12 protein-coding genes are annotated in these 12,491 nt (G+C 63.1%); 4 read left to right on the forward strand and 8 right to left on the reverse strand.

Annotation, left to right across the window (positions count from 1 at the left end; all coding sequences use genetic code 11):
* Positions 1 to 228: 228 nt before the first annotated feature.
* The 6 genes from DES43_RS18140 to cofG all read right to left on the reverse strand — a co-directional run bounded on the left by DES43_RS18140 (position 229) and on the right by cofG (position 6,712).
* Positions 229 to 1,236, reverse strand: a complete 1,008-nt coding sequence (locus tag DES43_RS18140; RefSeq protein ID WP_035032124.1) for a TIGR03842 family LLM class F420-dependent oxidoreductase — start codon at positions 1,234 to 1,236, stop codon at positions 229 to 231.
* A 78-nt stretch (positions 1,237 to 1,314) separates the two neighbouring features.
* Positions 1,315 to 1,992 carry an NADPH-dependent F420 reductase gene (npdG, locus tag DES43_RS18145; RefSeq protein WP_035032127.1) on the reverse strand — a complete coding sequence of 226 codons (678 nt, stop codon included), beginning with the start codon at positions 1,990 to 1,992 and terminating at the stop codon, positions 1,315 to 1,317.
* Entirely contained in the window at positions 1,989 to 3,359 is a 1,371-nt protein-coding gene (cofE, locus tag DES43_RS22765; protein WP_198027570.1) for a coenzyme F420-0:L-glutamate ligase, read from the reverse strand. The genes npdG and cofE overlap by 4 nt, the downstream gene beginning before the upstream one ends.
* Positions 3,356 to 4,315, reverse strand: a complete 960-nt coding sequence (gene cofD / locus DES43_RS18155) for a 2-phospho-L-lactate transferase (RefSeq protein WP_035032131.1) — start codon at positions 4,313 to 4,315, stop codon at positions 3,356 to 3,358. Before cofD ends, cofE begins: the two co-directional genes overlap by 4 nt.
* 3 nt (positions 4,316 to 4,318) lie before the next feature.
* Complete coding sequence (gene cofH, locus DES43_RS18160) at positions 4,319 to 5,590, reverse strand: 5-amino-6-(D-ribitylamino)uracil--L-tyrosine 4-hydroxyphenyl transferase CofH (RefSeq protein WP_051520802.1); 1,272 nt, start codon at positions 5,588 to 5,590, stop codon at positions 4,319 to 4,321.
* A gap of 3 nt (positions 5,591 to 5,593) precedes the next feature.
* Positions 5,594 to 6,712, reverse strand: a complete 1,119-nt coding sequence (gene cofG / locus DES43_RS18165; protein WP_035032134.1) for a 7,8-didemethyl-8-hydroxy-5-deazariboflavin synthase CofG — start codon at positions 6,710 to 6,712, stop codon at positions 5,594 to 5,596.
* Positions 6,713 to 7,096: 384 nt separating this feature from the next.
* On the opposite strand from cofG, the gene DES43_RS22485 reads away from it, so the two are divergent.
* From DES43_RS22485 to hydA, 3 genes are all read left to right on the forward strand, one after another.
* Positions 7,097 to 7,246: a hypothetical protein gene (locus DES43_RS22485; RefSeq protein ID WP_156953535.1), complete on the forward strand. Its 150-nt coding sequence runs from the start codon at positions 7,097 to 7,099 to the stop codon at positions 7,244 to 7,246.
* Between the two features lie 78 nt (positions 7,247 to 7,324).
* Positions 7,325 to 8,755: an NCS1 family nucleobase:cation symporter-1 gene (locus tag DES43_RS18170; RefSeq protein WP_035032137.1), complete on the forward strand. Its 1,431-nt coding sequence runs from the start codon at positions 7,325 to 7,327 to the stop codon at positions 8,753 to 8,755.
* A gap of 131 nt (positions 8,756 to 8,886) precedes the next feature.
* Positions 8,887 to 10,341, forward strand: a complete 1,455-nt coding sequence (hydA, locus tag DES43_RS18175; RefSeq protein WP_035032140.1) for a dihydropyrimidinase — start codon at positions 8,887 to 8,889, stop codon at positions 10,339 to 10,341.
* A 63-nt stretch (positions 10,342 to 10,404) separates the two neighbouring features.
* On the opposite strand, the gene DES43_RS18180 is transcribed toward hydA, so the two are convergent.
* Positions 10,405 to 11,037 carry a TetR family transcriptional regulator C-terminal domain-containing protein gene (locus DES43_RS18180; RefSeq protein WP_035032142.1) on the reverse strand — a complete coding sequence of 211 codons (633 nt, stop codon included), beginning with the start codon at positions 11,035 to 11,037 and terminating at the stop codon, positions 10,405 to 10,407.
* A 52-nt stretch (positions 11,038 to 11,089) separates the two neighbouring features.
* Between DES43_RS18180 and DES43_RS18185 the strand changes: the two genes are divergently transcribed.
* Positions 11,090 to 11,473 (forward strand): hypothetical protein, encoded by a 384-nt coding sequence (locus DES43_RS18185; protein ID WP_133675902.1) that lies wholly within the window; start codon positions 11,090 to 11,092, stop codon positions 11,471 to 11,473.
* Between the two features lie 33 nt (positions 11,474 to 11,506).
* Here DES43_RS18185 and DES43_RS18190 read toward each other — a convergent pair whose 3' ends face one another.
* Positions 11,507 to 12,484 (reverse strand): sigma-54 interaction domain-containing protein, encoded by a 978-nt coding sequence (locus DES43_RS18190; RefSeq protein WP_035032145.1) that lies wholly within the window; start codon positions 12,482 to 12,484, stop codon positions 11,507 to 11,509.
* Positions 12,485 to 12,491: the final 7 nt, after the last annotated feature.

The raw sequence follows: 12,491 nt of genomic DNA on the forward strand, positions 1-12,491 counted from the left end.
GTTGTTGCCTCCCGCAACGCCGGGTCCAACACGCGCCATCTCCATCAGCGAACCCCACAAACGGTCCGGATCAATGCGAAGATTCTCGCCGGAGGTGGACATGACATGTTCCTTTCGATGCATTTCGTAAACAGGCGCCTGTGGACTTGTCGCCGGGCTTCTGGTCGGGACGATGCAGGCGACCGGTTTCGGTCGCCTGCACCGGATCACGGCTCGTTTCCGGCCGGATCAGTTTTTGGCAAAAGCGGGAATGACCTCGCGGCCGTAGCGCGCGATGATCTCTTCTTCCTCGCCGCTGTCCAGATAGATGTTGAACTGCGTCACGCCGGCAGCCTCCAGCTCCTTGATCTTGGCAATGTGCTGCTCCGGCTCGCCGAGCACGCAGAAGCTCTCGACAATGTCAGGCGTGATGAAGTCCAGATACGGATTGTCGCTCTGGCCGTGCTTGGAATAATCGTAGCCGCGGCGCTTCTCGATGTAGCTGGTCAGGCTTTTCGGCACGATACCGGAATCGGAGCCGTACTTCTCCACGATATCAGCAACGTGGTTGCCGACCATGGCCGGGAACCATTTGGTCGCCTCGATGGCTTTGTCCATCGGTCCGAAATAGGCGGGAGCGGCAGCCATCGAGCGGAATCTGGACATGTCGCGCCCGGCCGCGTTGCCGGCTTCGATGCACTGGTCGGTGAACCACTTGCACAGGCTGGGCTCGGCGATCTGCAACACCACGCCGTCAGCGGCTTCACCGGCCGCCTTGAGCGCCAGCGGGCCATATGCGCCGATCCAGGCAGGCATTTCGTGACCCACCGCCCAGGGGAGTTTCACCGGTTCCGGACATTCCGGATAGGTGACCTCCTCGCCGCGCACCATGGCTTTCATCTTCTGCACGAACTCGGTGACGCGCGACAGCGGCGCAGGCTTCTTGCCCATCACCCGGCGCGAGGAGTCGCCGCGCCCGACCGCGATTTCGAAACGGCCGTTGCTCTGCTTGTTGAGCGAGGCGAACAGCGAGCCGGCCACCGACCAGTCGCGTACATCCGGGTTGGTCACCAGCGGACCGAAATGCATGTCGCGCGTGTGCTCCATGCACATGGCGATGGCCGGATAGCACTCGCGCCACAGGATGTGCGAGTCGTAGAACCAGCAATGGCTGAAGCCGGCATATTCGGCCGCACGAACCAGATAGCGGGCACGGTCCGGTTCGACGAAGCCCTTGAACGTAATTCCGAATTCCATTCTTTCCTCCATTTTATAACGACGCGGACTTGACCGGGCGCCGCGCTGCAAACCCCTTGGTGTTGGGTGGCGCGCCCGTCAGTGTCCGGGCGCCCAGATGCGGATGCCCGCATGGGAGAAGGGGACCTTCTTCGAGATGTTGAGGCGGATCAGCAAAGGCGTGATGGCCTCGACGCAGCGCGCGCTTTTGGCGGGACCGGCATCGTATGTCTGCACGCCGATGCTCTCGATCAGCGCCTGCACTTCCTCCTTGGCGGCGAGATCGTCGCCGCAGACGAAAACGTCACAGTTGATCGGCGTCGGCAGATCGTTCAGCGAGTGCGCGGAAACGTTGTGCAGAGCGCCTACCACCTTCACACCATCGCCCAGCAGCGTCTGGGCTGCCTCGGTCGCCGAGCCTTCCGGGGGCGGGCCATAGCCGCGCGGATTGCCCTGCTCCAGCGGCACCACGACATCGACGAGGATCTTGCCGTCTAGGGCTGCGCGCACTTCCTCGAGCGTGGCGTCATGCGCGGCGAAGGGCACGGCCAGCATCACCATGCGTGCGGCAGACTGCGCGGCGTTCACATTGTCCGCTCCGGTAATGGGCGTGAACTTTTCCCCTGCTTCGGTCAGTTTCGCGTTGAGTTCTTCGGCGATGGCGCGCGCGCGTTCGGCATCGCGCGAACCCAGCGCCACGGCCACGCCGCTGCGCGCAAACCTGAGCGCCAGACCCTGCCCCTGCGGGCCGGTTCCTCCGAGAATTGCAATGGTCATAGAAAAAGCTCCTGTGAAAGCGGTCGAAGAAAGTCGCCGGCGCTGGCCAAGGGCGTGTCGCTCCACGGCAGTCCGCGCACGATCACCACGGGAAGACCGGCATCCTTCTGCATGAGCAGGCCGGAGGCGGCTGCGAGTTCGTCGGCGAAGGCCGGCAGGGTCGCCTTGAGGCCACGCCCGTAGGCGTCGGCGCGCACGGTCCAGTCGACGACTGCGGGCACGCCGGCCACCCCGATGGCGACATTGACCAAACCGTGACGCCATGGCCTGCCGAACGTATCGGTGATGACGACGCCGACCGGCCCGCCATAGCGCTCTTCCAGCCCCGCCCTGATGCGGGCGGCGCTGGCATCGGGATCCTCGGGGAGAAGCAGCAGCATGTCGTCCCTGCCCTCGCCCAGATTGGACTGGTCGATGCCGGCATTGGCGCAGATCCACCCCTGACGGTGGCGGGTGATCAGAAGCCCGTCCGGCTCCTGCCGCCTGGTGCGGATGATGTCGGAGGATTCCGACAGGATCGCCTCGACCTTGCGTGCGTCCTTGCCGATCTCTGCCGCGATCTCGATGGCGCGCTGCGAAGGCACGAAGGCGTCGAGCGGAAACATGCGCGCTTCGCTCTTGGAGACGATCTTCTGCGCAACGATCACGATGTCGCGCGGCATCAGCTCGCCGCCCATGTCCGACAGCGCCTGCGCGATCGCCGCTGACAGGTCGTCGCCAGCCCCGATCTCCGGAATGCCGGCCACGGCGAACAGGCTCACCCCCTGCCTGCGAAAGCTGCCTGAGGTGGAGGCCGAGAGGAGATCGCGCGGCGTGTCGATGTCGCGGCACAGATTTGGAAGGGTGAGCCGCGTGCAGTCCCTGCCCGCACCCCTTGCCGCTGTTTCGTGGGCATCCGCCGAGCGCGGTCCGAAGCTGAACGGGATCGCATCGGGCGGCGAGAGCAGGATGGCATTGGTGCCGCCATCATGGGATTCGGCAATGACGACCGCCGCGTCATTTCCGGCCTCGATGAGGCTGGCAATCTCCGCTGCCTCAAGCGTCGGAATATCGGCATGGATGACGAGAAGCCTTTCGGCACCGATGGAGCCGGCCCATTCGGCGGCACGCGCCGCTGCCCCGTTGATACCGGCCTTTCCATTCTGGCCGAGCGCAGTTGCATCATGAGCGTGCGCGATCTCGGCCACGCGCTCCGACGGCGTGATCACTGCCAGCGGATTGTCGCCATAGAAGCGGCAAAAGAAGCCCAGCGTGTTTTCGAATAGCAGCAGCGCCAGCGTTTCACGCGCATCGTTGCCAAGCGTGGGTTTGAGACGCGTCTTCGCCTCGGCCGGGTCCTTCATCAGTATGGCGATGGCGACCGTCATGCCCGCGTTCCGAGCGTTGGAGCGAAACCGACAAGCTCCCGGGCGAGCCGTTCCGCGCCAGGCGGATCGCGCATCAATATGTCTGTGGCATGGACCTTGATTCCCCCGGCCTCGATCGCAACGATGTCGTTGAAGTCGCCGCTGTCGACCAGAAAACCGTCGATCAGGCCCTTGTAACGGGCGGCAACGCCGGCAGCGCCGCCGGGCTGGCCGAGATCGGCAAGCAGCTTGTCGAGCGGGCCTTTCACCGCCTTGCCGCCGATCAGCGGCGATACGCCTATGCGGGGCGCATGGCTTGCAGCGACCGCCTCGCGCAGCGCCTTCACCGACAGGAGCGGCTCCAGCGACAGCAGCGGATTGGACGGGGCGAAGACAATGAGGTCCGCATCGCTGATGGCGGCAAGGGCCTGCGGGCTGGCGGAAGCCTCTTCCGCGCCGGCGTAGCGGATTTCGCGCACGGCCGGCTGGCAGCGCTCGCCGACGAACCAGTTCTGGAAATCGAGCAGGCCCTTCTCCGTCATCAGCCTGGTGCGAACGGGATCGTCCGTCGCCGGCAGGATCCGGGCCGTGATGCCGAAACGGCTGGCGCATTCTTCCGTCACCTCGCTCAGCGACGCACCCTGCGACATGCGCCAGTTGCGCCAGATGTGCAGGCCGAAATCCGCGTCTCCGAGCTTCATCCATACCGGCGCGCCAAGATCGCGCAGGACATTGAGGCCGTTCACCGTATCGTTGGCGACGCCCCACCCCTGCCCCCGGTCGATACGGTCGGAGAGCGTATAGAGAATGGTGTCGATGTCCGGACAGACCAGCAGGCCATAGAAGGTGTCGTCGTCGCCGACATTGACGATCACGGTGAGCGCCCGGTCCGGCAAGGCGCGCATCAACCCTTCCGCCATGCGTGCGCCACCGACGCCACCGGCCAGCAGGACCACTTTTTTAAGCGCAGGCTCCATGTGCTAGCTCCTCGCCGCCTGCTGAAGCTCGGTCTGCGTGAGGAACGCGACCGGACTTGCGCCGCAGGCACGCTCGACCAATGGCTCGATCTCGGGAGGATCGTGATCGGTGAAATCTTCCAGCGTCTGGTAGAGCGTGTTGCGCTGCACGGGAATGCGGCCGGCGGCGCGGATGATGCGCACCATCTCCAGCGGCGTGATTTCCTGCCCGTGCTTTGCGCCGGCCGCTCGCGAGATGCTCTCGTTCATGAGCGTGCCGCCAAGATCGTTGACGCCGCAGGCCAGCATGGTCTGCGCCATTTCCGGCCCGAGCTTCACCCACGATGCCTGGATGTTGTCGATGTAGCCCTGAAGCATGATGCGCGCCACGGCGTGCATCTTCAGGTTCTCGGTCATGGACGGGCCCGGCCGCACGCCCGGCACATTGCGGTAAAGGCGGGTGTTTTCGTGGATGAACCCAAGCGGAACCAGCTCGGTGAACCCGCCGGTATCCTTCTGGATCGAGCGCAGGCGGTCGATATGGGCGGCCCAGTGCGACGGCCCGTCGATATGGCCGTACATGATGGTCGAGGTGGTCGGGATTTTCTGCCGGTGCGCGGCGCGGATGATCTTTTCCCACTCGTCGGCGGAGAGCTTGTTGCGGGTAAGCTGCAGGCGGATTTCGGTGTCGAGAATCTCGGCTGCGGTGCCCGGCATGGACCCCAGCCCCTCGTCGCGCAGCATGGCGAGGAAATCGTCGAGCGGCATGCGGCTCTTGCGCACCCCGTACCAGATCTCGAACGGCGAGAAGGCATGGACGTGCATCTTCGGCACGCGCTTTTTCACCGCACGCAGCAACTGCACATAGTAGTCGCCCGGAATGTCGGGATGCAGGCCGCCCTGGATGCAGACTTCAGTGCCGCCCCGGTTCCAGGCTTCCTCGGCGCGCGTCGCCACCTGTTCGGGCGTCAGCAACTCGGCGCTGCCGGCCTCCTTGCGCACGCCGAAATTGCAGAACTGGCAGGCCATGTAGCAGACATTGGTGAAGTTGATGTTGCGCACGGTAACGAAGGTCACCCTGTCGCCCACCCGCTCGCGACGCACCGTATCGGCTGCCTTCAGCACGGCGGAAAGGTCCGCACCCTCGGTATTGAACAGGACTTCACCTGCCTCGCGGGAGATTTCGCCGCCTGCCAGTGCCCGTTCCAGAATGGCGCGGACCGTTGAAGAGGCCCGCGTCAGAACTTCATCGGGGCGATTTTCCAACTGCTTCATGACTTCGAGGTCGATGCTCATGGCTCAGCTCGTGAATTGTTCGCGCGCCAGACCGTCGGCGCGGGCAAGACGGGACAGCGGACCGACCAGCGCTTCCCGGCACCCGGCCAGATAGCGGGGATAGACGGTCAGCCTTTCGGCTAGGCGATAGCCCTTGGCGGCGGTGCGGCGCGAAAGCTCGCCCAGCGCCGGCCATGCCCGCTCGGGATTGATGTGGTCCTTCGTCAGGGGCGAGATGCCACCCCAGTCGTTGATGCCGGATTCGATGTAGTCCTCGAATTCCCCGTCGAGATTGGGCGGGGCCTGGAGGCTGATCGACGGATCGAGCACGATGCGGGCCGCAGCCAGCGTCTTCAGCATTTCGTGGCGGGATGGTTCCATCCATTCTGCCATGGCCGTGCCGGGCTTGGCGCGGAAGTTCTGGACGATCACCTCCTGCACATTGCCGTGACGCAGATGGATGTCGTTGATGGCGATGAGGCTGTCGATGCGCTCGGCCCATGTCTCGCCGATGCCGATCAGGATACCGGTTGTGAAGGGAACGCCAAGACGTCCTGCCGCTTCGATGGTGCGCAGGCGCAATACCGGCGCCTTGTCTGGGCAGGCATGATGCGGCATGCCGGGTTTCGACAGGCGCTTGCTGACATTTTCCAGCATCATGCCCATCGAGGCCGAGACCCCGCCGAGCCGCTCCACCTCGGCCTCTGTCAGCGTGCCCGCATTGACATGCGGGATCAGCGAAGTGTGCTCCAGAACCAGACGGCAGGCATCGACGAGGTAGTCGACGGTGGTGGCGTAGCCGAGCTCCTTCAGAATGGCCACGGCCTCAGGGTAGCGACGCTCGGGGCGCTCGCCCAGCGAAAACAGCGCTTCCTTGCAGCCGAGGCGTTCGCCGCGGCGGGCAATGTCGAGCACCTCGTCAGGCGTCAGGTAGTTCGCCGCCGGGTCGCCCGGATGCTTGACGAAGACACAGTAGCCGCAGGTGTTGCGGCACATGTTGGTGAGGGGGATGAACACCTTGCGGGAGTAGGTGATCTCCCGTCCCCAGTGCCGGTCGCGGATCTCGCAAGCCCGCTGGCGCAACAGCGCAAGCCCGGCACCGCTTACGCGATCCGCCGCGTAGACGTCGTCGACCGTCATCATGGCGCCGGCCGTCAGAAGGTCGCGGAAAGAAAATCGTGCAGAAAAATGCCCTGTTCGAAGGCAGCGCGGACATCGGTCCCGCCCCTCCTCCCTGGCAAGCCTGCACCTGCGGCGAGTGCCTGCTTCATGGGTTCCTCCTCCCATTTTTTATCGTCTGATCAAAATTTGACTGTATGATAAAAAAATGTCAAGTGGGTGATTGCGAAACGTCAGCCGGGACATGCCGGGCCAAGGCAACCTTTTGAAGTTTCGTCATTTTTTTGATGCCATGGTTGAGTCCGTCGCAAATCTCGACTTCGGCATCAGGCATTGGAGACCCGCTCAACCGGACATCAGAATCCGGCCCGGAATCCCCGATGGCAGACATATGGGAGAATATTCGACATGACGTGTCGGCGTGCAGTTCCCGATGTGACCGGCAAGGCGCTCACCGCGCAGTCATCTGCATTTCTCATCGACCGCGCCCCATACCCCACGACACACGGACTGACCCGTCTCGGCATCGCAAGGGAGCCTGTCGTCACCGATAGCTGAACATCGGAGCGCCCTGCGCGGCGTTGGAGGTGCCGGGGCAGGACGCGACATCAACACAACCATTCTGGGAGGAGCTTAATGCATAAGCATGCAAATGAATCGTCTCGACTCTTCAACGTCGAGCTGTCGCCGGAAACGGCGACCGGCACATGGAAGACATGGAACCTGTTCGCCTGGTGGATGTCGGGCTGGCACAGCCTTGGAGGCTACACCATGGCGGTCGGCCTCTTCGCACTGGGCCTGAGCGGATTTCAGATGATCGCCGCATTCACGGCTGGCATCATCATCCTATACTTCACCAACAACATGAGCGGCGTGGCCGGACAGCGCGTCAAGGTGCCGTTCCCGGTCTTCGCGCGCGCCAGCTTCGGCGTCTACGGCGCCAATATTCCCGCAATCCTGCGCGCCATCGTGGCCGTGGCATGGTACGGCATCCAGACCTATCTCGCCTCGGCCGCAATGATGCTGCTGGTCATCAAGGTCTTCCCCTCGACCGAATCCTTGACGCAGGATTCGATTCTTGGTCTGTCGAGCCTGGGCTGGATCTGCTTCCTTATCCTTTCGTTCGCACAGCTCATCGTCCTGTCGCGCGGCATGGAAGCGGTGCGCCGCCTCTCCGACTTCGCGGGTCCCGCCATCTGGATCGCGATGATTGCGCTCGCCATATGGGTGCTCGCCCGTGCCGGCTGGTCGGTCGATTTCAGCTATCGCACCGTGGAGCATAACAGCGGCTTTTTCGGCATGGCTTCCGCCATGTTCATCGTGGTCGCCTATCTCGCCGGCCCGACCCTGAACTTCGCCGACTTCACCCGCAACGCACCCGACGAAGCCTCGGTGCGACGCGGCAATGCCTGGGGCCTGCTGCTGAACGCCACAGCCTTCGGCGCCATCTCCATCGTCATCGCGCTGGCTTCGGTGAAGGTCTATGGCGAGGCGATCCACGATCCGATCGCGCTCATGAAGGACATCGACAGCATCGCCATACTGCTGGTCGCCATCATCGCCATCGGCACCGCCACGGCCGGCATCAACATCATCATGAACTTCGTCGCGCCGGTCTACGACATCATCAATGTGTGGCCGCGTCACTTCACCTTCCGCAAGGCGGGCGTCGTCGTGGCCATCCTCTCGGTGATCGTGACGCCGTGGAACCTGTTCTCCAGCCCGGTCATCGTCAATCACTTCATCGGCAGCGTCGGCGCCCTGATGGGACCGCTCTACGGCATCGTGATGGCGGACTACTACATCATCAAGCGCCAGCAGATCGATTCCGACGCCCTGTTCGACGACACGCCTGGCGGCAAGTACTACTACAATGGCGGCTACAACACGAACGCCATCATTGCGCTCGTCATCTCAGGCGTCATAGCCATCGGCATGTCGGTCATCCCGGCCATCAGCGAATGGACGCCGTTCTCCTGGCCTGTCGGCGTCGCGCTGTCGGCGATCATCTATTGCCAGCTTAGCACCGGCAAGAGCCGCGCGCTCGGTACCGTGACCACGGACTGACAGGCAGCGCCGGGCGGCTCCCCCAATCCGGGCCGCCCTGCGCGACACACCGGCCAGACGCTCTCATGTCCCGTTGGACCCGGCTCAAATACCGTGCTCCGTCACACGCATCGAAATGAAAGGTTCAAGCAATGTCGAAGGTAATCAGGGGCGGCACTGTCGTCGCCGCCGATCGCAGCTACGAGGCAGATGTGCTGATCGAAGGCGAGACCATCGCCGCAATCGGACCGGACCTGCGGGGCGATCAGGTGATCGATGCCGAAGGCGCACTGATCATTCCAGGCGGTATCGATCCGCACACCCACTTCGAGATGCCGTTCATGGGCACCACCACGGCCGAGACCTGGGAAAGCGGAACTTACGCTGCCGTCTCCGGCGGAACGACCATGGTGGTGGATTTCGTCATCCCCGGCGAAGACGGGCTGCTTGTCGCGCTCGACCAGTGGGAGGAGCGCGCGGCGCGTCAGGCTTGCAGCGACTATTCCTTCCACGTCTCGATCACCGGCTGGTCGAAGACGATCTTCGACGAGATGGAAACCGTCGTCGGGCGCGGCGTGAACACGTTCAAGCACTTCATGGCCTACAAGGGCGCGCTCATGGTCAACGACGACGAGATGTTCGCCTCGTTCCAGCGCTGCGCGGCGCTCGGCGCAATCCCCTTCGTCCATGCCGAGAACGGCGACCTTGTTGCAGCCATGCAGCAAAAGCTGATGAGCTCCGGCCTCAGCGGCCCCGAAGCGCATGCCTATTCGCGGCCGCCGGATGTCGAGGGCGAGGCGGTCAACCGCGCCATAACCATCGCCGACGCTGCCGGCGTTCCGGTCTACATCGTGCATGTTTCCTGCGAGCAGGCGCATGAAGCCATCCGCCGCGCCCAGCACAAGGGCATCCGCGTCTATGGCGAACCGCTGATCCAGCACCTGACGCTGGATGAATGCGAATATGCCAACCCGGACTGGGCCCATGCGGCGCAGCGCGTCATGTCCCCGCCCTTCCGCGACGCCCGCCATCAGGCGTCGCTGTGGGCGGGCCTCCAGTCGGGCTCGCTGCATACCGTCGCCACCGACCACGCCGCCTTCACCATGGAACAGAAGCGCCTTGGCCTCAACGACTTCACCAGGATTCCCAACGGCACGGGCGGGGTCGAAGATCGCCTGTCCGTGCTGTGGACCAGAGGCGTCGAAACAGGCCGGCTGACGCCGAACGAGTTCGTGGCCGTAACTTCCACGAACATCGCGAAAATCCTCAACATCTATCCACGCAAGGGCGCCATCGTACCCGGCGCCGACGCCGACCTCGTGGTGTGGGACCCGAAAGCGGGCAAGACAATCTCGGCCGCGACCCAGAAGTCGATCATCGACTACAATGTCTTCGAGGGCATGCAGGTATCCGGACTGCCGCGTTACACGCTTTCGCGCGGCGAGATCGTCTGGGGCGATGGCGTGGCCACGCCGCGGCCCGGTCGCGGCAAGTTCGTCAGGCGCGAGCCGTTCCAGGCCGTCAACAGGGCTCTGTCGACATGGAAGGAACTGACCGCACCGCGCGCCGTCAACCGCTCGCCCGAGCATATGCCGATCGGCGTCTGAACTGCACGGAACGGCGAAACCGGCCGCGCAGGGAGCCACCTGCGCGGCCGGCTAATTTCTGGTCTACCGCGGAGCCAGCCCGTTGAGATAGAGCTGCTCGAGAAAACGCGCCGCATCCTCGAAGCGTCCGTCTCCATCGCGCTCTGGCCCAAGCACGGCCCGCACCTGCACGTCGAAATCCGCATAGTGCTGGGTGGTCGCCCACAGCGAGAAGATCAGATGATAGGGGTCGGTGCGCACGATATGGCCGGCTCTCATCCAGCTTTCGATCACCTGCACCTTTTCATCGACAAGCGGCTTCAGCACATCCTGCAACATGCCCAGCGTATGCGGCGCACCCTGCAGGATCTCGTTCGTGAACAGGCGGCCTTCACGGGGAAAGTCGCGCGACATCTCGATCTTGCGCCTTATATAGGCCCGCAACTCCGCCAGCGGATCGCCGGCGGGGTCGAGATCGCGCAACGGTTGCAGCCAGTCGTCCAGCAGCCGCTGGATCAGCTCCTGATGGATGGCTTCCTTGCTGCGGAAATAGTAAAGAAGATTTGGCTTCGACATGTCCGCCGCCTCGGCGATCTGGTCGATGGTCGCCCCGCGAAAGCCATGCGTCGAAAAGACGTCGAGCGCCGCTTCAAGTATCCTGGCGCGCCTCTTGGCCTGTATGCGCGTTCGCGGATGAGACGTCTTCGCCGCGCTCAAGCCCCGCCTTCTCCCGGATTCTCATCGCTCACGCGCAAGTCGGATCCTTCATATGCCGCGCGTGCCGTCTTCGGCATCAGGCGGACAGTTCCCCTTGCATTGGTTAAGCCAGCCCGGCGGGGCGTTGTCAACTTGGCTTGTCGTGCGACCGCCCATGCAGCAATGCTCCTGTATCGTGGATATTGGGCAAGGCAGAAAACTGGTGAAAGTCCAGACGCCTCCGAAACGTCGAACGAAGGTCAGTTCGATTCTTGATAACCCGTTCGGGAATCTCCGCAACGTCAACGATCTGGAGAATATCTCAAGCCCGGCCAGGCTGCATGTCGGATGCGCAATGGGAGGCGGATTGCGACACGCTGCGACCGACGCGCATATTCTTCTCAAGCATATGCATCTCCGCTGCCGTCATCTTCCGGCTCTGGTCAACGAGTTCTGAACCTCGGACCAGGGAGGAGGCGACAGGCCAGCTCTACCGGGGAAAGCCCAGCTTCGACATCTGGTGGCGCAAGGCATGGCGTGACAGGCGCAGCAGTGAAGCACAGTTTTGAAGGTTGCCGCCGGTTTGCAGCAACGCCGCTTCGATCAGTCGCTTCTGGTATGCGGCTGTCAGATCGTGGAACCCGCCGTCGATCTGGAAAGCCGAAACAGCCTCGCCCTGGTATTTATCGCCTCTGACTTTGCGATGAATCCGGTCCGGCAGGTGTTCCGGCAGGATTTCCTCATCGTCTTCCAGAATGAGAATACGCTCGATCAGATTTTCCAGCTCGCGCACATTGCCGGGCCAGTCATAAGCCAGGAATATGTTGCGCACCGCCGGCGACATGCCGGTGACCTTGCGACCATGGATGCGGCTGAACTTGTCGATGAAATGCTGGGCAAGGCTCAATATGTCCGGCCCTCTTTCACGCAATGCGGGGATGTTCAGCGCCACGACCTGCAGCCGGTAATACAGGTCTTCGCGAAAGGTGCCGTTGTTGACTTCCGTCAACAGGATTTTGTTTGTCGTCGCGATGAAGCGCACATCAACGGTGGTCGGCTTGACCGCGCCGACCCGGCGAAAACTCTGCGTATCCAGAAGCGTCAGCAGCTTGGTCTGGAGCGTCAGATCCATCTCGCGAATTTCGTCCAGAAAGACGGTACCGCGATTGGCCGCTTCGATCAGTCCAACCTTGCGCTCGACAGCGCCGGTAAAAGCCCCCTTCTCATGGCCGAAAAGCTCCGATTCCAGCAGGCTGGCGGGAATGGCCGCGCAGTTGATGTCCATGAACTGCTCTGCGGCTCGCGCGGAGTGGCGATGGATCATGCGGGCAACCAGCCCCTTGCCCGTTCCGGTCTCGCCATAGATCAGCACCGTGCGCACCGCACTTGCCGCGACACGCTCTATCAGCCGGCGCAAATTGCCGAGGCCCGGATGATTGCCGATCAGATCCTCGCTGTAGACTGCCAAGCTCCGG

The organism is Aquamicrobium defluvii (assembly GCF_004363725.1).
In the GTDB taxonomy this organism is placed as follows: domain Bacteria; phylum Pseudomonadota; class Alphaproteobacteria; order Rhizobiales; family Rhizobiaceae; genus Mesorhizobium; species Mesorhizobium defluvii.

Excerpts from the sequence above, each read along its gene's own strand:
- DES43_RS18140 (WP_035032124.1), bottom strand. The coding sequence starts at position 1,236 with ATGGAATTCGGAATTACGTTCAAGGGCTTCGTCGAACCGGACCGTGCC.
- npdG (WP_035032127.1), bottom strand. The coding sequence starts at position 1,992 with ATGACCATTGCAATTCTCGGAGGAACCGGCCCGCAGGGGCAGGGTCTG.
- cofE (WP_198027570.1), bottom strand. The coding sequence starts at position 3,359 with ATGACGGTCGCCATCGCCATACTGATGAAGGACCCGGCCGAGGCGAAG.
- cofD (WP_035032131.1), bottom strand. The coding sequence starts at position 4,315 with ATGGAGCCTGCGCTTAAAAAAGTGGTCCTGCTGGCCGGTGGCGTCGGT.
- cofH (WP_051520802.1), bottom strand. The coding sequence starts at position 5,590 with ATGAGCATCGACCTCGAAGTCATGAAGCAGTTGGAAAATCGCCCCGAT.
- cofG (WP_035032134.1), bottom strand. The coding sequence starts at position 6,712 with ATGATGACGGTCGACGACGTCTACGCGGCGGATCGCGTAAGCGGTGCC.
- DES43_RS22485 (WP_156953535.1), top strand. The coding sequence starts at position 7,097 with ATGACGTGTCGGCGTGCAGTTCCCGATGTGACCGGCAAGGCGCTCACC.
- DES43_RS18170 (WP_035032137.1), top strand. The coding sequence starts at position 7,325 with ATGCATAAGCATGCAAATGAATCGTCTCGACTCTTCAACGTCGAGCTG.
- hydA (WP_035032140.1), top strand. The coding sequence starts at position 8,887 with ATGTCGAAGGTAATCAGGGGCGGCACTGTCGTCGCCGCCGATCGCAGC.
- DES43_RS18185 (WP_133675902.1), top strand. The coding sequence starts at position 11,090 with ATGCCGCGCGTGCCGTCTTCGGCATCAGGCGGACAGTTCCCCTTGCAT.